This window comes from Streptosporangium sp. NPDC002544, assembly GCF_040295965.1.
In the GTDB taxonomy this organism is placed as follows: domain Bacteria; phylum Actinomycetota; class Actinomycetes; order Streptosporangiales; family Streptosporangiaceae; genus Streptosporangium.
On sequence record NZ_JBEOWJ010000003.1, the window covers coordinates 182,523 to 205,492 of the forward strand.

The window sequence follows — 22,970 nt, forward strand, 5'->3', positions numbered from 1 at the left end:
ATGATGTGCGGGGGCTGCGAGGCCGATGGTAGCCTGGCATGTCAGCTCTGTAATCGGTGTTCTCGTGATCCCGATGCTGATCTCGCCACGGCGACTGTAGGCACGCACGGTCGTTCGGGGAGCCGGAATTGCGCGTGCCCGTAGAGGTTCAAGGAGAGAAGTGTCGCTCGACACCGCCGCAAAGAAGCAGATCATCGGTGACTACGCCAAGGGTGAGACCGACACCGGTTCGCCCGAGGTGCAGATCGCGCTGCTGAGCAAGCGCATCAGCGAGCTCACCGAGCACCTGAAGGTGCACAAGCACGACCACCACAGCCGTCGCGGTCTGCTGCTGCTCGTCGGCCGCCGCCGCCGGCTGCTGAAGTACCTGCAGAGCAAGGACATCGCGCGCTACCGTTCGCTCATCGAGCGGCTCGGCCTGCGCCGATAGAGTCATGAGGGAGCGGCCTGCATGCCGCTCCCTCATCTCATATGGTCCAGTGTCGGCGCGTCGCGCCATGAAGACACCGTTCCAGTGAGCAAACTGAATAGCCGAGACAGTGCCCCGCGTCCGCAAGCAAGCGCGCCCCACGGCGTCGGAGGGCCGGTCCTCGGTAGTGGCCCCCGGTCATCTTGGCACAAGCCATACGGAACCGGGCGCTTCGATCGAAGACCGGCGCTGCACCTACGGGGAGCCGGCAACACGACGAACCAGGCGCGACACGTGCGTCTGGCCGGACGCGGGCGACCGACCCACAAGGAGGTCCCCCGTGGAGGGTGTCCACAGCAGCGAAGCCGTTATAGACAACGGCTCATTCGGTACGCGTACCATCCGGTTCGAGACCGGGCGGCTCGCGCGCCAGGCGGCGGGTTCCGCCGTCGTCTACCTCGATGACGACACGATGGTCCTCTCCGCGACCACCGCGTCCAAGAATCCCAAGGAGAACCTCGACTTCTTCCCCCTCACGGTGGACGTCGAGGAGCGGATGTACGCCGCGGGCCGCATTCCCGGCTCGTTCTTCCGGCGTGAGGGCCGTCCCTCCGAGGACGCCATCCTCACCTGCCGCCTGATCGACCGGCCGCTGCGCCCCTCGTTCGTCAAGGGCCTGCGCAACGAGATCCAGGTGGTCGCCACCATCATGGCGCTCCACCCCGAGCACCTGTACGACGTCATCGCGATCAACGCCGCGTCCCTCTCCACCCAGCTGGCGGGGCTGCCGTTCTCCGGCCCGATCGGCGGCGTCCGCGTCGCGCTGATCGAGGGCCAGTGGGTCGCCTTCCCGACCAACTCCGAGCTGGCGAACGCCACCTTCGACATGGTGGTCGCGGGCCGCGTGCTCGACGACGGCGACGTCGCGATCATGATGGTCGAGGCCGAGTCCACCCGCGACACGCTCAAGCTCGTCGCCGAGGGGGCCATGGCGCCGACCGAGGAGACCGTGGCGCAGGGCCTGGAGGCTTCCAAGCCGTTCATCAAGGTGCTCTGCGAGGCGCAGGCCAAGGTCGCGAAGGTCGCCGCCAAGGAGACCGCCGAGTACCCGCTCTTCCTCGACTACCAGGACGACGTCCTGGAGGCCGTGACCGGCGCGATCAGGAGCGAGCTCGCCGCCGCGCTGACCATCGCGGGCAAGCAGGAGCGCGAGACCGAGCTCGACCGGGTCAAGGCCCTGGCGCTGGAGAAGGTCGGACCCGACTTCGAGGGCCGCGAGAAGGAGATCAGCGCCGCCTTCAGGTCGCTGACCAAGAAGCTCATGCGCGAGCGCGTCATCGCCGAGGGCGTCCGTATCGACGGCCGCGGCGTCAAGGACATCAGGCAGCTCAGTGCCGAGGTCCACGTCGTGCCCCGGGTGCACGGTTCGGCCCTGTTCGAGCGCGGTGAGACCCAGATCCTGGGCATCACCACCCTCAACATGCTGCGCATGGAGCAGATGATCGACACGCTCAACCCCGAGCGCACCAAGCGCTACATGCACAACTACAACTTCCCGCCCTACTCCACCGGCGAGACCGGCCGCGTGGGCTCTCCCAAGCGGCGCGAGATCGGCCACGGCGCGCTCGCCGAGCGGGCGCTGCTGCCCGTCCTGCCGCTGCGCGAGGAGTTCCCGTACGCGATCCGTCAGGTCTCCGAGGCGCTGGGTTCCAACGGCTCGACCTCCATGGGGTCGGTCTGCGCCTCGACGATGGCGCTGCTCGACGCGGGTGTCCCGCTCAAGGGCATCGTCGCGGGCATCGCGATGGGGCTCATCAACGAGGGCGACCAGTACGTCACGCTGACCGACATCCTCGGGGCCGAGGACGCCATGGGCGACATGGACTTCAAGGTCGCCGGCACCAAGGACGTCATCACCGCGCTCCAGCTCGACACCAAGCTGGACGGCATTCCGGCCTCCGTGCTGGCGGCCGCGCTGAAGCAGGCCAAGGGCGCCCGCCTGGCCATCATCGACGTGATGCAGGAGGCCATCGACTCCCCGGCGGAGATGAACGTCACGGCCCCGCGCATCATCACGATCAAGATTCCGGTGGACAAGATCGGAGAGGTCATCGGCCCGAAGGGCAAGATGATCAACCAGATCCAGGACGACACCGGCGCCGAGATCACCCTCGAGGACGACGGAACCATCTACATCGGCGCCACCGACGGCCCGTCCGCCGAGGCGGCCAGGTCGGCGATCAACGCCATCGCGAACCCGCACATGCCGGAGGTCGGCGAGCGCTACCTGGGCACGGTCGTCAAGATCGCCGCCTTCGGCGCCTTCATCTCCCTCATGCCGGGCAAGGACGGCCTCCTGCACGTCTCCCAGATCCGCAAGCTGCACGGCGGCAAGCGCATCGAGAACGTCGAGGACGTCATGAACGTCGGTGAGAAGATCCAGGTGGAGATCGCCGAGATCGACTCGCGCGGCAAGCTCTCCCTGGTGCCCGTCGAGGTCATCGAGAAGGAGGCCGCGGCCAAGGCCGAGGCCGGCGACTCCGACACCTCGGCGGCCCCGCAGGCCGAGGCGCCCGCCGAGGACCGGCCGCGCGAGGAGCGGCCCCGCCGCACCCGTACCCGCAGCAGCGGTAACCGTGGCGGAGGGGAAGACCGCAACTCGTGATCACCACCACTCTGCACCCCGGCAAGGAGGGCGCCGGGGTGGTGAAGCGCACCGTCCTCCCCGGTGGGCTCCGGGTGGTGACCGAGTCCATGCCGACCGTGCGTTCCGTCGCGGTCGGCATGTGGGTCGGCATCGGATCGAGAGACGAGTCCCCCCAGCACATGGGCTCCTCCCACTTCCTTGAGCACCTGCTGTTCAAGGGGACCCCCACGCGGGACGCGCTGGAGATCTCCGCGGCCATCGAGGGCATCGGCGGCGAGATCAACGCCTTCACCGCCAAGGAGTACACCTGCTATTACGCGCGGGTCCTCGACGAGGACCTGCGGGTGGCGATCGACGTGCTCGCCGATGTGGTGACCTCCTCGCTCATCACCTCCGAGGACGTCGAGGCCGAGCGTGGCGTGATCCTGGAGGAGATCGCCATGCACGACGACGACCCCTCCGACGTGGTGCACGAGCAGTTCTCCGCCGAGCTGTACGGTGACACGCCCGTCGGCAGGCCGATCCTCGGCACCGTCGACTCGATCACCGCGGTCACCCGCGACCGGATCGCCGAGTACTACCGGCGCTACTACCTGCCCACCCACACCGTGGTGTCGGTGGCGGGCAACATCGACCACGAGCGGGTCGTGGCCCTGGTCGCCGCGGCCTACGAGCGGGCGGGGGCCCTGGGCGGGGACGCCTCGCCGGTTCCCCCGCGCGTGTCGGGGCCCGGTGTCGAGGCCCGCTCGGGTACCCGGGTGGTGCACCGGCCGACCGAGCAGGCCAACCTGGTCCTCGGTACGACCGCGCTGACCCGCACCGACGATCGCCGCTTCGCGCTCGGCGTGCTCAACGCGGCGCTCGGCGGCGGCATGTCATCGCGGCTGTTCCAGGAGATCAGGGAGAAGAGGGGCCTCGCCTACTCGGCCTACTCCTACACCTCCGCCCTCGCCGACACCGGCCAGTTCGGCATCTACGTCGGCTGCCTGCCGTCGAAGATCGACGAGGTGCTGAAGATCTGCCGCGAGGAGGTGCTCCGCGTGATCGCCCACGGCATCACCGAGGAGGAGATCGTCCGGGGCAAGGGTCAGATGCGCGGCGGTCTCGTGCTCGGCCTGGAGGACACCGGCTCCCGGATGTCCAGGATCGGCAAGGGCGAGCTGGTCTTCGACGAGCTGCTCTCGGTCGACGACCTGCTCGGCAGGATCGACGCGGTGACCCCCGAGGAGATCACCGCGGTCGCCGCGGACGTCCTCAACCGTCCGATGTCCCTCGCGGTCATCGGCCCCTACGACGAGGACAGGGACTTCAGCGCGGCTCTGGCCGGCTGACGACCCCGTCTGCGAGCGGCCCCGGCGCGTTCCCGCGCCGGGGCCGTCCGCGTCTCCGGGGCGGCTCTCCGGACCCGGTGGTCCGCGACGGTCCGGCGGGCCCGCACGGTATAGCCTTGGGGCCGTGATCAGGGTTGGAGTTCTCGGCGCCCGAGGGCGCGTCGGTGTCGAAGTGTGCAAGGCCGTCGAGGCGGCGGACGATCTGGAGCTGGTCGCGGCGGTCGACCAGGGCGACCCGATCGAGGAGCTGGAGCGCGCCGAGGTGGTGGTCGACTTCACCCACCCCGACGTCGTCATGGACAACCTCAAGTGGTGCATCTCCCACGGCGTCCACCCGGTGGTCGGCACCACGGGCTTCGACGCCGGGCGGCTGGCGACGGTCAGGGGCTGGCTGGACGCCAACCCGGGCGTCAACGCGCTGATCGCCCCCAACTTCGGCATCGCGGCGGTGCTCATGATGCACTTCGCCCAGCAGGCCGCCCGCTACTTCGAGTCCGCCGAGATCGTCGAGCTGCACCACCCCAACAAGGCGGACGCGCCCTCGGGCACCGCCCGCCACACCGCCGAGCTGATCGCCGAGGCCCGGCGCAAGGCGGGTTCCGCGCCGATGCCCGACGCCACCAGCACGGAGCTGGACGGGGCCCGCGGCGCCGACGTCGACGGGGTGCGGGTGCACGCGGTACGGCTGGCCGGGCTCATCGCCCACCAGGAGGTCATCCTGGGCGGCGCCGGAGAGATCCTGACCATCCGCCACGACACGATGAACCGCTCGTCGTTCACCCCCGGCGTGCTCCTGGGCGTGCGCCGGGTCCGTGAGCTCCCCGGCCTGACCGTCGGCCTGGAGCCCCTTCTCGACCTCTGACGGGTGTGACGAGGCCGGTCACCCACAGGTCCTCGCCGCGCCGCTCCTCGGCCCTCCGGGGCTCCCAGGGGCCCCGGAGGGCCGTTCGTCGCGCGACCACGACGGGATCCGAGCCTGCCTGACCGCTTGGTCACGGCACCGAGCTCCGGCAGGAGGTGGGCAGGTCCCACCGGATGACCCTCATGGTCTGCGCGCGGTGCCGCGGTATCCTCCGGTTCCATGACAAGCACTCGATCTTCGACTGCGACCGAGGTCCGCTGGGCGCGGTCGGATGAGCTGGCCGGGCTGGTGGCGGTGGAGGTCGCGGCCGACGGGATCTTCGCCGAGGTCGGGATCACCTTCCCGCCGGGGACCACGATGATCGAGGAGACCGAGGACCCCGGTCGGGTGCTCGTCGCGGGTGACCCGCCGATCGGGTTCGCCATGGTCGGCCTGGTCGACGGGCAGCTCCACCTCGACCAGCTCGCCGTCCATCCCGACCACGGGCGCCGGGGAGTCGGCGGGTGCCTGCTGGAGGCCGTCTGCGACCACGCGGTCTCGACCGGTCTGGCCGCCGTGACGCTGACGACCTACTGCGACGTGCCCTGGAACGCCCCCTGGTACGCCCGGCACGGGTTCGCCGTGCTCGACCCCGCCGAGTGGGGTCCGGAGATGGCGGAGCTGGTGCGCCACGAGCGGGAGCTGGGCATCGAGATCGCTCCCCGCGTCGTGATGCGCCGCGTCCTCTGAGCCGCCCGTCGCCTCTCGGGCAGGAGCAGGGAAGGCATCCCCGAGCGGGTCAGAGCGCCAGGCCGATGGTCAGCAGCAGCCCGTACCCGAGCTGGAAGCGGCCCGTCTGCTGGAGCGTCGCGATGAGCGCCGGGCCCGTGGCGCCCGCCCGGACCGCCTTCACCGGGGCGACGGCGAGCGGGGCGGCGAGCAGCGCCAGCGCCGCGAACGGCTGCCAGGGCGCCAGCGCGGGGGCGATCAGCAGGGGCAGCACCAGGCAGAGGGTGTAGAGGACGCGGGTGCGGCGATCGCCGAGCACCACGGCCATGGTGCGCTTGCCCGCCGGGCCGTCGGTCACGATGTCGCGCAGGTTGTTGACCACGAGCATCGCGCAGGCCAGCAGGCCGGCCGGGACGGCCGCCGCCACCGCGAGCGGGGGCAGGTATTCGAGCTGGACGTACGTGGTGCCCGTCACGGCGACCAGACCGAAGAAGACGAACACCGAGATCTCGCCGAGCGCGCGGTAGCCGTACGGGTTGGAACCGCCGGTGTAGAACCAGGCGGCGGCGATCGCCACGGCGCCGACCAGCAGCAGCCACCACGCCCCGGTGGCCACGACGAGCACCAGCCCCGCCACCGCGGCGGCGAGGAAGCACCCGAGGGCCGCGGCGAGGACCTGGCGGGGCGGCGCGGCACCCGAGCCGACCAGGCGCATCGGGCCGACCCGGCCCTCGTCGGTGCCGCGCACCCCGTCGCTGTAGTCGTTGGCGTAGTTGACGCCCACCTGGAGGGCGAGAGCCACGAACAGGGCCAGCAGGGCCCGCCACCACACCCCTCCGCCGTATCCGACCGCGACTCCGGTGCCGATGGCGACGGGGACGACGGCGGCGGGAAGGGTGCGTGGACGTGCTCCGGCGATCCACTGGCTCGGGGTGGCCATGGGGTGCGGTGTTCCTCTCCGGCTCTAGCTGATGTCGGTCGCCAGGCGGATCATCCGCACCGTGCGGCCCATGTCGATGACCCGTTCGGCTCCGTCGGCACCCCAGCCGGCGGACTCCAGGAAGCCGAGCACCGCGTAGTTGTCGGCGAACACCCAGGTCACGATGGTGTGGTAGCCGTCGTCACGGAGGTAGTCGACGGTGGCGTTGAGCAGCCGGCTGCCGTGACCGCGCCGGACGTGGTCGGGGTCGATGAGGAAGGTGAGCATCTCGCCGGCGGTGGTCGGGTCGAGGTCGGGGTCCTCTGCCGGGGCGTGCGAGGCCAGGCCCGCGACCTTCTCGGCGCCCTGCATCGCCGCCATGGCCTCGATGCCGCCGGGGCCGAGCGCGGGGAAGGCGTCGGTGTCGAGGACCACCTGCTCCACGGCCACCAGCACGCGGTGCCGGGAGCTGGGCGGCGAGGTGATCGCGTCGTCCCACTGCTGCCGCCACATGTTCTCGGCCGCCGGGCCGGTCATCTGCTCCAGCGGTCCTTCGGGAAGGAAATCCCGGTAGCCGTACTTCCAGGCGCGGATCTGGGTGCTCGTCACCGCGGCGACATCCTCGTGCCGAGCCGCCCGCACGCCTACGTCTGCCATCTCGGCCCGCTCCTTCTCTGCCGTCTGCCGTCGCCTCGGAACGCGCTGTCTCGCGGATCTCGTGCCACGCGAGCGGGCATCAGGCGGGTGGATCCGTGAGTCAGGCTCTTACACCGTATCGGGGAATCCGACTCAGAGATGACGTGAACCCGGCTCTGTCTGCCGACGGGCCCGATATGCCCTTGTCTTTGTGCGGTTGCCGCAGACCCTCATGGAGCACCACGAGCGTGAACGGTTCTTGGAGGAGTCGACGAACGCCCACTGGCAGGTGCTCTCGGCGCAGACCTTCAGGCGCGACCACATCCCGCCCGCGTGGGTGCCCATCACGGCGGCGGCGATCTCGGCCAGCCCGCCGAGCACTCCCGTCACGACCGGTTCGAGCACCGGCCCGTCGGCGGTCAGGGTGACCCTGAGCGGGAGAGCGGCGAACGCCCGCGGTAGCCCGGCCCCGTGGCCGTCCGCACCGCCGGGACGGTCATGGTCGTGCCGGAGCGCCGCGCGGAGGCCCTCGCGAAGGCCGACGGCCGTCGCCAGATCCGTCTCGTCGGCCACCTCTCCCGGCCGGATCAGGCCCCGCCCACCGAGCCAGGCGGCCAGCGCCGCGGGGGTGGGGATCGAGTCGGTGTCGCTCTCGACGTCGTAGGTGTTGACGAAGTCGATCACCAGGTCGGCGGGATTTCCCATGTCTTCACTCACCTCTTCGCAACCACTGTACGTCGTTAGGGGGTTGTAATTCCCTGCCTCTCCCACCGGGGCGAGAGGTCAGGAGGCGGCCAGGGCGGTGGCCAGTCTGCGGACGCCCTCGACCAGTTCGGCCGGGTGGACGGCCGCCGAGTGGGTCACCCTGATGCGGGGGCCGGGAGGCTCGGCCGGGTAGTAGATGCGCCCGGGGCTCACCAGGGCGCCCGCCCTCTTGGCCGCCTCCACCACGGCGTCCTCGTCCTGGTCGTCGGGCAGCCGTACCCACATGTGCAGGCCGCCGCGGGGGACGAGGTGGATCTCGGCGGTGGGTATGTGGGTGGTCAGGGCGGTGGCGAGGGTGTTCCTGCGGAGCGTCAGCTCGGTGTTCAGCGCGGTCAGGTGGCGTCGCCAGGAGGGCGAGCTGACGAACTCCAGGGCGGTCTCCTGGAGCGGCCTGGCCACGAAGAACGACTCCACGAGCTGGTTCGCCCGTACTCGTCGTGCGGCGGGGCCCCTGGCGACGATCCCGGCGACCCGCACGCTGGGTGACAGGGCCTTGGTCAGGGAGTTGATGTGCACGACCGTGCCGTGGGTGTCCAGGGTGACCATGGGCGGCGGTGGCGGGGCCGAGGTCAGGTAGCGCGCGTAGTCGTCCTCGATCACGAAGGCCCCGGCGGCGCGGGCGACCGCCAGCACCTGCTCGCGCCGTTCGAGGGGCAGGATCGCGCCGGTGGGGTTGTGCAGGGTCGGCTGGCAGAAGAAGACCCGCGCCCCGGTGATGGCGAACGCCTCCGCCAGGAGCTCGGGTTTGACCCCGTCGCGGTCCATGGGAACAGCCGTCGCGCGGAGCCCGGCGGCCCGTGCCGCGGCCAGCGCGCCCGGATAGGTGGGTGTCTCGACGAGAAGGGGCGTGCCCGGGGCGGCGAGGGCGCGGAAGGTGTGAACGAGCGCCGCCTGCCCGCCGCTGACGACGAGGATGTCCGACGGGGCGATGTCGCCACTCAGCTCCTGGGCGAACCACCTGCGCAGCTCGGACACGCCGGCCAGGGGTGGCATCGCCCAGACGTCGGGCCGCCGCAGCGCGCGGGAGGCGGCGGCCGACAGGGCGCCGGAGGGGCGCAGGGCCATGTTGAGATAGCCGCCGGTGAGCGGGATGACTCCTTCCGGCGGGGAGGCGAGCAGGCCGCTGACCCCGCTGTCGTCCACCATTCGGTCGCCGAGCGCCACCGTCTGCCAGGACATGTCGGTGTCGTCACCACCGTGCGTGATCGCCGGGGCGACGTAGGCGCCGCTACCGGGTTTAGTGATCACCCGTCCTTCGGCGGCGAGCCTGCCGATCGCGCGCGACACGGTCACAGGGCTCACGTTGTGTAATCGGACCAGCTCACGGCTCGACGGTAGCCTGTCGCCGGGGCGGAGTCGCCCTATCTCGTCGCGCAGCGTGGCGGCCAATCGGGCAATACTGCTATCGTCATTCATGAGAGATAAGAGTAGCGCTATCGTGCCAAATCGAGTAGCGGTCGGCGACACTCCGGGCGAATCCACGGTCGCGGGACTCGTGTCCTCCGATGTGACGGTTGTGACGGTGCCCGGCGCGGTAGTGCGGGGAGAAACGCGCCAGGGCCGTAAAGGCGCCGGCCGTCGACCGGCCGGAGCGGCGCCATCCGGTGGCGCGCAGCCGGGCGAGCGGGAAAAGACGGCGAGGGCGCGGCGGGGGACCCTGCTGGCCGGGCTCGGGGTGCTGTCGTTCTCGGGATCGTTCCCCTCGGCGGTCTTCGCGATGAGGGGCTTCGACCCCTACCTGGTCGCGATCGGACGTGCCGCCATCGCCGCCGTCGCGGCGGTCGCCTTCCTGCTCGTGGCCCGAGCGCCGCTGCTGCCGCCCAGGTCGCAGCTCCGGTCGTACCTCGTGATCGTGGCGGGCGTGGTGTTCGGCTTCCCTCTCTTCAGCGGCCTGGCACTCGACGCCGGCGCCTCCACCTCGCACGCCGCCGTGGTGATCGGGCTGTTACCGGCGGCCACCGCCGCCTGTGCGGTGCTGCGGGCCGGGGAGCGGCCCAGAGCGCTGTTCTGGGTGTCCTGCGGTCTCGGGGCCGTGGCGATCACGGCCTTCACCCTCAGTGTCGGCGGCGGTCACATCACCGGGGCCGACCTGCTGCTCGTCGGCGCCCTGCTGTCGGCCGCCGTCGCCTACACCGAGGGTGGGCGCCTGTCCCGCGAGACCCCCGGCTGGCGGGTGATCTCCCACGCCCTCGTCGTCGCCGCCCCGCTGACCGTGCCGATCACGGTGACGCTGGCGCTGACCACCGACATGCGGCCGGACGCCGCCTCGCTGGCCGGGTTCGCGTACGCCGGGCTGGTCTCGATGTTCCTCGGCTTCATCCCCTGGTACGCGGGCCTGGCCATGGGGGGCATCGCCCGCGCCGGGCAGACCCAGCTCGCCCAGCCGCTGCTGACGATGCTCTGGGCCTGGCTGCTGCTCGACGAGTCGGTCGGACCGGTCACGATCGCGGCGGCACTGGTGGTCCTCGCGTGCGTGGCCCTGACGCAGCGATCCCGCTCCTGAGAGCCGAGGTGGGCGGGCCCTGTTGTGCCGTCGGTGATTCGCCGGAGAATGGGGGCGGAACATCGGCTTCCGCTCTGGCCGGGTACGAGGATCCCGGCGGTGCGGGCGGGGGCCCTCCGACGGCGTAGGGAGACAACCCGTGGGCATGAACCTCGCGGTGGGAGACATGGTCGAGGACTTCGAGCTTCTCGACGAGACGGGCACGCGAAGGCGGCTCAGTGAGTTTCTGGCCAAGGGGCCGGTGGTGCTCTTCTTCTATCCGGCGGCCATGACGTCGGGATGCACGGCCGAGAGCTGTCACTTCCGCGACCTGGCGGCGGACTTCGCCGCCGTGGGGGCGACCAGGATCGGAATCAGCCGTGACGGGGTCGACCGGCAGGCGAGGTTCGCCCAGGCCAACCAGCTGGGCTTTCCGCTGCTGTCCGACCCGGACGGCGCGGTCGCCCGGCGCCTCGGCGCCCGCCGTACCGTCGCGGTGGGGCCCTTCCTCACCCGTCGGATGACCTTCGTCGTCGACGAGGACCACCGTCTCCTGGAAGTGATCCACAGTGAGACCCACATGGAGGCCCACGCGGACCGCGCCCTGGAGGTGCTGCGTTCCCGTCCGCACCCCTGACCGCTCGTCCGTCCGGGCGAAAGGCGCGGGCAGGGCGGTGGCCGAGGTCTCTCAGGGGTGCAGGGGGTGGGAGTAGACCAGGCGGAAGCGATCGCCGGGAATGATGATGTCACTGGTCTCCACCGGGCGGTCTCCGGCCCAGTGGGTGCGCTCGACGTGCAGGACGTTGACGCCCGCGGGCAGGGCTAGGGCGTCGCTCTCCGCGGGCTGCGGGACGCGGGTGTGGATCTGCTCGACGACCTCGGTGATCTTGACGCCGAAGGCGGACAGGCGGGCGATCAGGCTGCGCGGGCTCTCCTCGGTGACGGGCTCGCTGAACTCGGCGGGCTCGTAGGAGGTGGCCAGCTGGATCGGCTTGCCGTCGCCGCGGAAGAGGTAGCGGGTGCGGGTCAGCGGGGCGGATTCGTCCAGCCGGAGGCGGTGGGCGATATCGGGGGTGGCGTCGGCGGGCTCGGCCCGCCAGTCCCAGGTGGCCCGGGTGCCCTGTGACCGGATGTCGGCCGCGAAGGGGGCGTGGTGGTCGTGGAAGCGCCAGCGGTGCAGCGGGAGCAGCGCCGGCTGTTCCCGCACGTAGTGGCCCGAGCCGACGCGGCCGACGATCAGGCCTTCGGCGGTGAGCACGCGCAGCGCGTGCCTGGCGGCGGTCTCGCCCACGCCGTACTTCCTGGTCAGCTGGGCGCGAGAGGGGATCGGGGAGCCGGGGGGAAGGGAGCCGTCGACGATCTGGCGCCGGATGTCGGCGACGACGCGCAGGTAGACAGGATCGGAGCTTGCCACGTGTCCATCCCTGGGTTCTGGGGCGTTGTCCCATCCTGTCGTATTCGATGCGCAACGCAGGGTGATGGTGGAGATTTGGAACTCCAACTTTGCGTGCCGCTCCCAGAAGTGCCCAAAAATATCTCAGAGACCGTGTAACGCCCGCGTAAGGAGCGCCGATTCAACGGTAGAGGTCGTCGATGTGTGTACCCCCGAGCACATATCGGCGGCCTCTTTTTCCTTCAAGGAATTCCCTGTCGCCACCGAAGTGGACAAAAGTATCGTTAGCCATGTAATCGGGCGGGAAGTTCTGGATGTCGATCCCGGCCCCTGATCACCCCAGGTCATCTCGCTTCTGCCTGGATCGATGCGGACGCTTCCGGTCGTGTGGCGGGCCCGGGGCCCCGCGGCGAGTGCGGATCGGAGTCCCTCGCCACGGTGTCGTATATCCGCGTGTACGGTGTGCAGCGGGCACCTCGGGGGGATGTTCACTCTTGGGCCCATCGGTGGACGGAGGTTAGGCGGGGTGGCGGGGTCCACCGTTTCAGCGGATCCAGGTAGCGTTCGGTCTATGGCAGCGCCAACTGGAACCTACGACGCCCCCTTCGGCCGCATGCTGACCGCCATGGTCACGCCGTTCACGAGTGACGGAGCGGTCGACTACGAGACAGCGCGTCGTCTGGCCACCTATCTGGTGGACGAGCAGCGCAACGACGGCCTCGTCGTGAGCGGCACCACGGGAGAGTCCCCGACGACCACGGACGAGGAGAAGGAGCGCCTGCTGCGCGCCGTCGTCGAGGCGGTCGGTGACCGCGCCACGGTCGTCGCCGGAGCCGGCACCAACGACACGCACCACAGTGTCGAGGTGGCCCGAGCCGCCGAGCGCGCCGGAGCCCACGGTCTCCTGCTGGTGACGCCGTACTACAGCAAGCCCCCCCAGGAGGGGATCTACCGTCACTTCTGTACAGTGGCAGACGCCACGGCCCTGCCGGCCATGCTCTACGACATCCCAGGTCGCAGCGGTGTGCCGATCCAGAGGGAGACGCTGACGCGGCTCGCCGGGCACGAGCGGATCGTCGCGGTGAAGGACGCCAAGGCCGACCTGTTCGAGGGGTCGCAGGTCATCGCGTCCACCGGCCTCGCCTACTACTCGGGCGACGACACGCTCAACCTGCCGTGGCTGTCGGTGGGGGCCGTGGGGTGTGTCAGCGTGATCGGCCACGTCGCGGGCGCGGAGATCGCCGCGATGATCGAGGCGTACCGCTCCGGGGACGCGGCGGGTGCGCTCGCCATCCACCGCCGGCTGCTCCCCGTGGTCTCCGGGATCATGATGCAGGCCGGTGGCGCGATCATGGCGAAGGCGGCGTTGAACCTGGTGGGGCAGCCCGCGGGACCGATGCGGTCGCCTCTGGTGGAGGCGACCGCTGAGCAGCTCGCCAGGCTGCGCGAAGACTTGATCACGGGCGGTGTGAAGCTGCCCGACGAAGTTGTGACATGAGAGCGACGACCGCGGCCCTCACCGGCCGCATCCAGGAGGAACGAGAGTTTGCGAGAAAGAAGACACACTGGTCCGCTAGGGGACGGGGTGCTCGGCGAGGGAGTAGTCCTGCTGTCCACGGGGGCCTTTGCCGCATGTGAGACCTCTGAGAGAGGTGTGGCCTGATGAGTCACCCCCACCCCGAACTCGGGCCGCCGCCCGCGCTGCCCGAAGGCGCCCTGCGCATCGTCGCGCTGGGCGGCCTCGGTGAGATCGGCCGCAACATGGCCGTGTTCGAGTACGAGGGCCGTCTGCTGATCGTCGACTGCGGGGTGCTGTTCCCCGAGCCCGACCAGCCCGGCATCGACCTGATCCTGCCCGACTTCGAGTACATCCGGGGCCGCCTGGACGACGTCGAGGCCGTGATCCTGACCCACGCGCACGAGGACCACATCGGTGCCGTGCCGTACCTGCTGCGCGAGCGTCGCGACATCCCGGTCGTGGGGTCCAAGCTGACGCTGGCGCTGATCGAGGCCAAGCTCACCGAGCACCGCATCCAGCCGGTCAAGCGCGAGGTCGTGGAGGGAGAGCGGCACCGGTTCGGGCCGTTCGAGTGCGAGTTCCTCGCCGTCAACCACTCCATCCCGGACGCGCTGGCCGTCGCGATCAGGACCCCCGCGGGCATCGTCCTGCACACCGGTGACTTCAGGATGGACCAGTTGCCCAGTGACGGGCGGCTGACCGACCTGGGCGGGTTCGCCAGGCTCGGCGCGGAGGGCGTCGACCTGCTGATGTCCGACTCGACCAACGCCGAGGTGCCGGGCTTCGTCACCAGTGAGCGGGAGATCGCGCCGGTCATCGACGAGGTCGTCCGCACGGCGGGCAAGCGCGTGATCGTGGCGAGCTTCGCCTCCCACATCCACCGCGTCCAGCAGGTCATCGACGCGGCTGAGAAGCACGGTCGCAAGGTCGCGCTGGTCGGTCGCTCGATGGTGCGCAACATGGGCGTCGCCCGCGACCTGGGCTATCTGAGGGTCTCGCCGGGGCTGATCGTCGACTCCAAGGAGATCGAGGGCTGGCCGCCGGAGGACGTGGTGCTGATCTGCACCGGGTCCCAGGGCGAGCCGATGGCGGCGCTGTCGCGGATGGCCAACCGCGATCACCCGATCCGGATCGCCGAGGGCGACACGGTTCTCCTGGCCTCCTCGCTGGTGCCGGGTAACGAGACCGCGGTCAACAACGTGATCAACGGCCTGTCCCGCTGGGGCGCCCGCGTGGTGCACAAGGGCAACGCGAAGGTGCACGTCTCAGGGCACGCCGCCGCGGGCGAGCTGCTGTACGTGCTCAACCTGACGCGACCGTCCAACTTCATGCCGGTGCACGGCGAGTGGCGCCACCTGCGGGCGCACGCCAAGCTCGCCGCGCTGACCGGGGTGCCGGACGACCACATCGTGATCGCCGAGGACGGCGTCGTGGTGGACCTGGTCGACGGCCGGGCCAAGATCGTGGGCGCGGTTCCCGCCGGTTACGTCTACGTGGACGGCACCTCGGTGGGCGACGTCACCGACTTCGCGCTGAAGGACCGCCGCATCCTGGGCGAGGAGGGCTTCATCTCCATCGTCATCGTGGTGGACACCGCCACCGGCAAGCTCGCCGGAGGCCCGGAGATCCACGCCAGGGGGTCCGGCATCGACCCGGCCATGTTCGACGACATCCTGCCGCAGGTGGAGCGGGCGCTGCAGGAGAACGCGGCCGACGGGGTGGTGGACATCCAGCAGGTCCGCCGCGTGGTCCGCAGGACCGTGGGGCGCTGGGTGAGCGACACCTACCGCCGCCGCCCGATGATCGTTCCGGTCGTCATCGAGGTCTGATCCTCACCTCCGTACGGCGGCCGCACCGGTCGTCGTACGGACGCGGGTGCCCCCTCCCCGCCGGTCGGGGCGGGTCAGCAGACGCCGGGCAGGGAGCAGACCTTGGCCGCCATCTTCCTGGCGTCCCTCAACTGCTCGGTGAACTGGGCGTCGCTCACTTCGCTGTGGTACTCGCCCCCATGGATGTAGATCGCCAGGGCGCGGCCCTCGCGGACGACGACGGCCCGCCGGCCGCCGACGACGGGGCGCCCGCTCCTGTCGTAGCCCTGGACCGACATCCGCGCGGCCTGGTCCCCGATGCCGACGACCGGTCGCGCCGAGGCCTTGAAGACCACGGAGCCGGACTTGACGCGCTTGCACCTGTCGACCTGGGCGAGCAGGCCGGCCATGGCGCCGCGCGCGGCACCGGCGGAGCGGTAGATCACCAGTTGCTCGCCCCGGTGGAACTCGGGGGCGTGGTAGTCGACCGTCCGCGTGGCCACCCGGCCGCCGTCCACGGGCCTGCTCAGGTCGCACGGGTTGAATCCGAGGTTCTTGGTCGGCCTGTTGCTGATCTTCCACTCCTCCGCGTCCGGGTACCGCACCGGCCTGCGGGCCTCCGGTTCGTGCAGGAGGAAGTCCCGCGGGATCTTCCCACCCGCCCTCCCCGTCTCGGCGAGGGCGGTGCCGCCCGCGAGGACGGTCGCGAGGACGGTGCCCGCCGCCGCCAGGCGGATCGCCGTCCGTGTCATGCCGGTCATGTCTCGTCTCTCATCCGTTCAGTGGTGATCCGATACATGTGGGACCCGGGTCGGGCGGGGAAAGTTCTGGCTCCGGAGGGAGTCGTTTTCCGGACGTCTGCGCCGACGGGCACCTGCCGGCAGTCGACGGGGGCTGGTCGGCGTGCTGACCAGCAGGCCCACGATCGTGGTCGGGGAAGGCGGTTCCATCGACAGGGCGCCGGCGGTGCCGGAGGCGATTTTCGCCGGCCGCGGCGGGGACGAGGCGGTCTACGTCGACAAGCGGGAGGGGCGCAGGCTCTACCGGATGCCCTCCCGGATCTCGCGAGATATCAGCTGATTTTGTGAAAGATCGGGTGAGGGGGGCACCCCTCCGGCGAGTCGGCGAGCAATCCACCACCCGTCTCGTTAACCTCCCTAGCATGGCCACCCGTACGTCTAAAGGCTCCTCAGGAAAGCCCCCCGGCAAGGGCTCCCCCGGTCGCTCGGGCGCCTCCCAGGCCCGTACGGCCCCCGCTCGGCGGGCGTCCGCCAACCGGGGGAGGAGTGCGGGTGCGGCCCGCAGGCCGGCCTCGCCGCAGCACGACCCGATCAGCTGGGTTCTCACCATGATCGGCAAGTTGTTCATGGGCATCTGGATGCTCCTCGCGGGAGGCATCGGCAGCGCCGCGCGGGCCCTGGGGCAGAACGCGCGCGAGCTCGACCCCGTCCACCGCCGCGACGGGCTCGGCCTGGCGGTGTTCGCCGGGGCGATCGTGCTGGCGGCCATGACCTGGCGGGAGAACACCGGCACGGTCTCCACGGTGGTCGACGAGGTCATGCGCGCCGTCTTCGGATCGCTGACCTGGCTGGTCCCGATCCTGCTCGTGCTGCTGGCCTGGCGGCTGCTGCGTCACCCCGACCAGAACGCCGACACCGGCCGGATGATCATCGGGTGGTCCGCCCTCACCATCGGTGTGCTCGGTGTCGTGCACGTCGTTCACGACACGCCGTACCCCTCGGGGGGCGGCTCGGACGGCATGGACAAGGTGGCGGACGCCGGAGGCATGATCGGCTTCATCGTCTCGGCGCCCCCGGCGAGCATCCTGCCCTCCTTCATCACCATCCCGCTGCTGCTGATCCTGTCGGGCTTCGGCATTCTGGTGATCACCGCCACCCCGGTGCACCGGGTTCCCGAGCGGCTGGCCGAGATCAGGCACATGCTCTTCAATCGCGACCTGCCCAGCGCGCCGCGGGCGTCCAGGAAGCGGCCCACCACCCGCAAGAAGCCGGACTCCGGCGGGGCCGAGCTGGGCGACCACGTCAAGCCCTACGACACGCCCGTGGTCGCCGAGTCGCCGGGAGGGCTCGGAGGCCACTCCCCGGAGATCGTGCCCGGCCTGGTGGACGAGGCCGAACCCGCGCAGGTCAGGGCCGACGCGTCCGAGCCTCCCGACCCGACCCCGGCACCGCGCAAGGTCGAGCAGCTCGTCCTGTCCCCGCAGGCGGGCCCCTACACCCTGCCCGAGCCGCAGCTCCTGCGCCCCGGCACCGCCCCCAAGCCGCAGACGAAGGCCAACACGGTGGTCGTCAACGCGCTGACCAGCGTGATGGAGCAGTTCGCCATCGACGCCCAGGTGATCGGCTTCACCCGAGGGCCGACGGTGACGCGCTACGAGATCGAACTCGGCCCGGCGGTCAAGGTCGAGAAGGTCACCGCGCTCACCAAGAACATCGCCTACGCGGTCAAGTCGGCCGACGTCCGGATCCTGTCCCCGATCCCCGGCAAGTCGGCGATCGGCGTGGAGATCCCCAATACCGACAAGGACCTCGTCTCACTGGGCGACATCCTGCGCTCCCCGGTGGCCCAGGCGGACCACCACCCGATGATCGTCGGACTGGGCAAGGACGTCGAGGGGCGCACGATAGTGGCCAACCTCGCCAAGATGCCGCACCTGCTCATCGCGGGTGCCACCGGCGCCGGAAAGTCGGTCTGCGTCAACGGTCTGATCACCTCGATCCTGATGCGGGCCACCCCCGACGAGGTCCGCATGGTCCTGGTCGACCCCAAGCGGGTCGAGCTCAGCGTCTACGAGGGCATTCCGCACCTCATCACGCCGATCATCACCAATCCCAAGAAGGCCGCCGAGGCCCTGGAATGGGTCGTCGGAGAGATGGACCGCCGCTACGACGACCTGGCCGCCAGCGGCTTCCGGCACGTCGACGACTTCAACAAGGCGGTGCGTACCGGCAAGCTGGTGCCGCCACCGGGCAGCGAGCGGGTCTACCAGCCCTACCCCTACCTGCTGGTGATCGTCGACGAGCTCGCCGACCTGATGATGGTCGCCCCGCGCGACGTCGAGGACTCCATCGTCCGCATCACCCAGCTCGCCCGCGCGGCCGGCATCCACCTGGTCATCGCGACCCAGCGCCCCTCGGTGGACGTGGTCACCGGGCTGATCAAGGCCAACGTCCCCTCCCGGCTGGCCTTCGCCACCTCCTCGCTGGCCGACTCCCGGGTCATCCTGGACCAGCCGGGCGCGGAGAAGCTCGTCGGCCAGGGCGACTCGCTCTTCCTGCCGATGGGCGCCAGCAAGCCCATGCGGCTGCAGAACGCGTTCGTCTCCGAGAAGGAGATCGGCGAGATCGTCGGGCACTGCAAGGCCCAGATGGCCGTCGAGTACCGCGACGACGTGGCCGCCGTGGCGACCTCCAAGAAGGAGATCGACGAGGACATCGGCGACGACCTCGACCTGCTGATCCAGGCGGCCGAGCTCATCGTGACCACCCAGTTCGGTTCGACCTCGATGCTTCAGCGCAAGCTCAGGGTCGGCTTCGCCAAGGCGGGCCGGTTGATGGACCTGCTGGAGAGCAGGAACGTCGTCGGGCCCAGCGAGGGTTCGAAGGCCCGGGAGGTCATGGTCAAGCCCGACGAGCTCCCCGGCCTGCTGACCGACCTGCGTGGAGGATGACACACCGGGAGGGAACGGACCCCCCGCCGCACACCTCCCGTCCGGTTACTGATTGAATGGGGATCGCTACGCAACGTCGGGGGCTGAGGGGCGTGCGCCATGGGCATTGGAAGCGATCTGGCGGATGCCAGGCGGTCGATGGGGATGACCGTTGGGCAGTTGAGCGCGCGGACACGCATCCGCGAGGTGCTCATCCAGGCGATCGAGAGGAACGACTTCTCCCAGTGCGGGGGTGATTTCTACGCGCGGGGCCATATAAGAAACATCGCCAAGGTCGTCGGGCTCGATCCGGAGACGCTGGTGCACCGCTACGACGAGCAGCACGGGGGTGTCCCGCTGCCGGTGCGGGCCTCCAGCGTCTTCCAGGCCGACATGCCACTGAAGATCCGTGAGCGCCGCTCGCCCAACTGGACGACGGCCATGGCGGTGGCGCTGGGCATCGTGGTCATCTTCGGAGTGGTGCGGACCATGGGCGGGGGTGACACGCCCATAGCGGACGGCCATCCCGTGCCGGTGCCCGCCGCACTGCCGCCGCCGGCCGGCAGCGCTCCCGGCTCACCGGGCCGGGCGGCGTCCCTGGCCGAGAAGAAGCGCAAGGACATGGTCGTCCTCCAGGTCAGGGCGGAGCGCACCTCCTGGCTGGACGTGGAGGACGCGGGCGGCAAGAGGCTCTTCTCCGGAACGCTCAAGGAGGGCAAGACCTCGACCTGGAAGGCGAAGGACAGGATGAGGGTCACCTTCGGCGACGGGGGGGCGTTCACCCTGAAGGTGAACGGCAAGAACCTGGGTGCCCCGGGGAGCCCGGGGCAGATCGTCAACCGCTCCTACGACGCCCCCGCCGCCAAGGAGCGCTGACGCGGCGACCGGGAGTTCTGCCGGGGTCGCGGCGACGGCCCCGGCCAGGCTCGTGGATCACCCGGTCGGGTGAACGTCCCTGGTCGGCACGGTGGTCCTCACCTTCCGGACTCCCGTCTTCACGGCGGGATGTCCGAGGCGGACGGGGATGCGGCGGTGCTGGAGTGGGGGAGGTGCATCGGGTAGTGGCCAACTCCCGATACCGTAGTGTTCACCATGTCATCCCGCCGAACCGCATCGCTGATCACACTTGGTTGCGCACGCAACGAGGTCGACTCCGAAGAGCTCGCCGCTCGTCTTGAGGCTGCCGGCTGGCAGCTGGGCGACGACGATCCCGACGTCGTCGTCGTCAACACGTGTGGCTTCATCGACTCAGCGAAAAAGGACTCCATCGACACGCTGCTCGCCGCGGCCGACTCCGGGGCCAAGGTGGTCGCCGCGGGTTGCATGGCGGAGCGGTACGGTGACCAGCTCGCCGAGGCGCTGCCCGAGGCCGCGGCGGTCATCTCCTTCGACGACTACACCGAGATCGGCACCCGCCTCGACGACGTGCTGGCGGGCAGGCCGCTCGTCCCGCACAGCCCTCGTGACCGCAGGACCCTGCTGCCCATCTCGCCGGTGGAGCGTGCCGCCGCCCCCAAGACCGCCATTCCCGGCCACGGTGAGCTGCCCGAGGGCCTGGCACCCGCCAGTGGTCCCCGGCCGCTCCGCAAGCGCCTGGGCGACGGGCCGGTGGCCTCGCTGAAGCTGGCCTCCGGCTGCGACCGGCGCTGCACGTTCTGCGCCATCCCCGCCTTCCGCGGGGCGTACGTCTCGCGCCGCTCCGAGGAACTCCTCGGTGAGGCCGCCTGGCTGGCCGAGCAGGGCGTCAAGGAGCTGGTGCTGGTCAGCGAGAACTCCACCTCCTACGGCAAGGACCTGGGCGACCTGCGGGCGCTGGAGAAGCTGCTGCCCTCGCTCGCCGCGACCGAGGGCATCAAACGGGTGCGCGTCAGCTACCTGCAGCCCGCCGAGCTCCGCCCGGGGCTGCTGGAGATCATCTCCTCGACGGAGGGGGTGGCCCCCTACTTCGACCTGTCCTTCCAGCACGCCAGCGGTCCCGTGCTCCGCCGGATGCGCCGCTTCGGTGACCCCGCGCGCTTCCTCGACCTCCTGGAGTCGATCCGCGCCCACGCCCCCGAGGCGGGCGTGCGCTCCAACTTCATCGTGGGCTTCCCCGGCGAGACCGAGGAGGAGTTCGGTGAGCTGGTGGGCTTCCTGGAGCAGGCCAGGCTCGACGTGATCGGCATCTTCGGTTACTCCGACGAGGAGGGCACCGAGGCGGCCTCGCTCCCGGGCAAGCTCGACCAGGAGATCGTCGACGCCAGGGTGTCCGCGCTCACCGAGCTGGCCGAGGAGCTCATGGCCCAGCGGGCCGAGGAGCGGATCGGCACCGAGGTCGACGTCCTGATCGAGGAGGACCTGGGCGATGGCGGCTATGAGGGGCGCGCCGCCCACCAGGGGCCCGAGGTCGACGGCTCGGTGACGGTCCAGGGCATCGGGCTGGTCCCCGGCCAGATCGTCCGGGCCGTCGTGGTCGACTCGGAGGGGGTCGACCTGATCGCCCGCATCAAGGCGGCCCCATGAACGCGCCACCGGGCCGGGAGAGCGTATGACCAACACGCCAGAGACCGGCACCGACTCGACAGCGACACCCGCGCGCCCCAAGGTGAGCGCCTGGAACATCGCCAATGTCGTGACGGTGATACGACTGGCGATGGTTCCGTTCTTCGCGGCCTGCCTCTTCCTGCCGGGATCCGGCTGGAGGGTGGCCGCGCTGGTGGTCTTCATGGTGGCCTCGCTCACCGACCTGCTCGACGGCGAGCTGGCCCGCCGCTACGGCCTGATCACCGATTTCGGGAAGATCGCCGATCCGATCGCCGACAAGGCCCTCATCGGTGCCGCACTGATCAGCCTGTCGGTGCTGGGGGAACTGCCCTGGTGGGTCACCATCGTGATCCTGGGCAGGGAGCTGGGCGTCACCGCGCTGAGGTTCGCGGTCATCCGGCACGGCGTCATCCCGGCCAGTTACGGTGGGAAGGTGAAGACCGTCCTGCAGATCGCTGCGATCGTCTCCTACATCTGGCCGGATGTGCCCGACCCGATCCGCTGGGTCGTCATGGGAGCGGCGGCCGTCGTCACCGTCGGCACCGGCCTTGACTACGTGATCCGGGCGATCAAGCTCAGGCAGGTCGCGAAGCGGGCGCGGGCCGTATGAGCCACCGCCTGCTCGCGACGACCACGGTCCTCTCCCTTCTCGTCCGCAGGGGCGAGACGGTGGCGGTGGCCGAGTCACTGACCGCCGGGCTGATCGGAGCGGCCCTCACAGAGCCGCCGGGAGCCTCCGCGGCCTTCCTGGGAGGGGTCATCTCCTACTCCAGCGAGCTCAAGCAGCGGCTGCTGAACGTCTCCGCGGACTTGCTCGACCGCGAGGGCGCCGTGCACCCGCAGGTCGCCGCCGCCATGGCGACCGGGGTGCGCCTCCTGGCCGGCTCCACCTACGGTCTGGCCGTCACCGGTGTGGCCGGTCCCGAACCACAGGATGGTAAACCGGTCGGTACGGTTCATCTCGCCGTTAGCGGTCCGGACGGACGGGTATGGCACCGGGATCCGCAACTCGCGGGGACTCGTGAGCAGATCCGGGAATCGACGGTGAATGAGGCCGTAGACCTTCTCCGAGGTGTGCTGGAGGCGAACGTGGGGGAACATTCCGGGTGATTACCGCGTTACGTCCCCAGCGAACATGCTCCCCATGGTCTGCCGCGGTGTCGGTGGATACAGGTACGGTGGAACTGTGAGTGAGGTAAAGGTCAAGCGATGATGACGGCGAGGAGTATGTACCAAGGGTCGCGTTCGAAGAACGGGCGGCACGAACCGATAGCGCGGAGTGTCGCGAAGGCATCCGC

General features: G+C 70.2%; 22 protein-coding genes. 16 read left to right on the forward strand and 6 right to left on the reverse strand.

Going from position 1 to position 22,970, the window contains the following annotated elements:
* The first annotated feature begins 160 nt into the window (after positions 1-160).
* From rpsO to ABT061_RS05660, 6 genes are all read left to right on the forward strand, one after another.
* Positions 161-430 carry a 30S ribosomal protein S15 gene (gene rpsO / locus ABT061_RS05640; RefSeq protein WP_030904195.1) on the forward strand — a complete coding sequence of 90 codons (270 nt, stop codon included), beginning with the start codon at positions 161-163 and terminating at the stop codon, positions 428-430.
* 319 nt (positions 431-749) lie between these two features.
* On the forward strand, positions 750-3,074 hold the full coding sequence (locus tag ABT061_RS05645) for a polyribonucleotide nucleotidyltransferase (RefSeq protein ID WP_350913045.1): 2,325 nt from the start codon (positions 750-752) through the stop codon (positions 3,072-3,074).
* The gene (locus ABT061_RS05650; RefSeq protein WP_350913429.1) at positions 3,074-4,387 is read left to right on the forward strand and encodes a M16 family metallopeptidase; all 1,314 of its coding nucleotides are present in this window, start codon (positions 3,074-3,076) and stop codon (positions 4,385-4,387) included. Before ABT061_RS05645 ends, ABT061_RS05650 begins: the two co-directional genes overlap by 1 nt.
* A gap of 124 nt (positions 4,388-4,511) precedes the next feature.
* Positions 4,512-5,249: a 4-hydroxy-tetrahydrodipicolinate reductase gene (dapB, locus tag ABT061_RS05655; RefSeq protein ID WP_350913047.1), complete on the forward strand. Its 738-nt coding sequence runs from the start codon at positions 4,512-4,514 to the stop codon at positions 5,247-5,249.
* A 182-nt stretch (positions 5,250-5,431) separates the two neighbouring features.
* Positions 5,432-5,524 (forward strand): hypothetical protein, encoded by a 93-nt coding sequence (locus ABT061_RS48340; protein ID WP_502991368.1) that lies wholly within the window; start codon positions 5,432-5,434, stop codon positions 5,522-5,524.
* A gap of 19 nt (positions 5,525-5,543) precedes the next feature.
* A complete protein-coding gene (locus ABT061_RS05660; RefSeq protein WP_502991369.1) occupies positions 5,544-5,978 on the forward strand; it encodes a GNAT family N-acetyltransferase in 435 nt (144 codons plus the stop codon).
* A 49-nt stretch (positions 5,979-6,027) separates the two neighbouring features.
* Here the strand turns inward: ABT061_RS05660 and ABT061_RS05665 are convergent, their stop codons facing one another.
* The 4 genes from ABT061_RS05665 to ABT061_RS05680 all read right to left on the reverse strand — a co-directional run bounded on the left by ABT061_RS05665 (position 6,028) and on the right by ABT061_RS05680 (position 9,693).
* Positions 6,028-6,897, reverse strand: coding sequence for a 1,4-dihydroxy-2-naphthoate polyprenyltransferase (locus ABT061_RS05665; RefSeq protein ID WP_350913051.1), 870 nt, complete (start codon positions 6,895-6,897; stop codon positions 6,028-6,030).
* A 24-nt stretch (positions 6,898-6,921) separates the two neighbouring features.
* Positions 6,922-7,533 (reverse strand): GNAT family N-acetyltransferase, encoded by a 612-nt coding sequence (locus ABT061_RS05670; protein ID WP_350913053.1) that lies wholly within the window; start codon positions 7,531-7,533, stop codon positions 6,922-6,924.
* A 132-nt stretch (positions 7,534-7,665) separates the two neighbouring features.
* Positions 7,666-8,217 (reverse strand): CGNR zinc finger domain-containing protein, encoded by a 552-nt coding sequence (locus tag ABT061_RS05675; RefSeq protein WP_350913055.1) that lies wholly within the window; start codon positions 8,215-8,217, stop codon positions 7,666-7,668.
* A gap of 78 nt (positions 8,218-8,295) precedes the next feature.
* Positions 8,296-9,693 carry an aminotransferase-like domain-containing protein gene (locus tag ABT061_RS05680; RefSeq protein WP_350913057.1) on the reverse strand — a complete coding sequence of 466 codons (1,398 nt, stop codon included), beginning with the start codon at positions 9,691-9,693 and terminating at the stop codon, positions 8,296-8,298.
* A gap of 22 nt (positions 9,694-9,715) precedes the next feature.
* Between ABT061_RS05680 and ABT061_RS05685 the strand changes: the two genes are divergently transcribed.
* Positions 9,716-10,780: a DMT family transporter gene (locus ABT061_RS05685; protein WP_350913059.1), complete on the forward strand. Its 1,065-nt coding sequence runs from the start codon at positions 9,716-9,718 to the stop codon at positions 10,778-10,780.
* A gap of 145 nt (positions 10,781-10,925) precedes the next feature.
* On the forward strand, positions 10,926-11,396 hold the full coding sequence (locus ABT061_RS05690) for a peroxiredoxin (RefSeq protein ID WP_350913431.1): 471 nt from the start codon (positions 10,926-10,928) through the stop codon (positions 11,394-11,396).
* Positions 11,397-11,447: 51 nt separating this feature from the next.
* Here ABT061_RS05690 and ABT061_RS05695 read toward each other — a convergent pair whose 3' ends face one another.
* Positions 11,448-12,173: a GntR family transcriptional regulator gene (locus ABT061_RS05695; protein WP_350913061.1), complete on the reverse strand. Its 726-nt coding sequence runs from the start codon at positions 12,171-12,173 to the stop codon at positions 11,448-11,450.
* A 550-nt stretch (positions 12,174-12,723) separates the two neighbouring features.
* On the opposite strand from ABT061_RS05695, the gene dapA reads away from it, so the two are divergent.
* On the forward strand, positions 12,724-13,650 hold the full coding sequence (gene dapA / locus ABT061_RS05700; protein ID WP_350913063.1) for a 4-hydroxy-tetrahydrodipicolinate synthase: 927 nt from the start codon (positions 12,724-12,726) through the stop codon (positions 13,648-13,650).
* 164 nt (positions 13,651-13,814) lie between these two features.
* A complete protein-coding gene (locus tag ABT061_RS05705) occupies positions 13,815-15,500 on the forward strand; it encodes a ribonuclease J (protein ID WP_350913065.1) in 1,686 nt (561 codons plus the stop codon).
* A gap of 74 nt (positions 15,501-15,574) precedes the next feature.
* On the opposite strand, the gene ABT061_RS05710 is transcribed toward ABT061_RS05705, so the two are convergent.
* Positions 15,575-16,240 carry a hypothetical protein gene (locus ABT061_RS05710; protein ID WP_350913067.1) on the reverse strand — a complete coding sequence of 222 codons (666 nt, stop codon included), beginning with the start codon at positions 16,238-16,240 and terminating at the stop codon, positions 15,575-15,577.
* A gap of 142 nt (positions 16,241-16,382) precedes the next feature.
* Between ABT061_RS05710 and ABT061_RS05715 the strand changes: the two genes are divergently transcribed.
* The 6 genes from ABT061_RS05715 (at position 16,383) to ABT061_RS05740 (ending at position 22,782) form a co-directional block, all read left to right on the forward strand.
* Positions 16,383-16,559, forward strand: coding sequence for a hypothetical protein (locus ABT061_RS05715; protein WP_350913069.1), 177 nt, complete (start codon positions 16,383-16,385; stop codon positions 16,557-16,559).
* 82 nt (positions 16,560-16,641) lie between these two features.
* On the forward strand, positions 16,642-19,170 hold the full coding sequence (locus ABT061_RS05720; protein WP_350913072.1) for a DNA translocase FtsK: 2,529 nt from the start codon (positions 16,642-16,644) through the stop codon (positions 19,168-19,170).
* 159 nt (positions 19,171-19,329) lie between these two features.
* Complete coding sequence (locus tag ABT061_RS05725) at positions 19,330-20,025, forward strand: helix-turn-helix domain-containing protein (protein WP_451935458.1); 696 nt, start codon at positions 19,330-19,332, stop codon at positions 20,023-20,025.
* Positions 20,026-20,241: 216 nt separating this feature from the next.
* A complete protein-coding gene (gene rimO, locus ABT061_RS05730) occupies positions 20,242-21,651 on the forward strand; it encodes a 30S ribosomal protein S12 methylthiotransferase RimO (RefSeq protein ID WP_350913076.1) in 1,410 nt (469 codons plus the stop codon).
* A gap of 25 nt (positions 21,652-21,676) precedes the next feature.
* Positions 21,677-22,282, forward strand: a complete 606-nt coding sequence (pgsA, locus tag ABT061_RS05735; RefSeq protein WP_350913078.1) for a CDP-diacylglycerol--glycerol-3-phosphate 3-phosphatidyltransferase — start codon at positions 21,677-21,679, stop codon at positions 22,280-22,282.
* Positions 22,279-22,782, forward strand: a complete 504-nt coding sequence (locus ABT061_RS05740; RefSeq protein ID WP_350913080.1) for a CinA family protein — start codon at positions 22,279-22,281, stop codon at positions 22,780-22,782. Before pgsA ends, ABT061_RS05740 begins: the two co-directional genes overlap by 4 nt.
* Positions 22,783-22,970 lie beyond the last annotated feature (188 nt).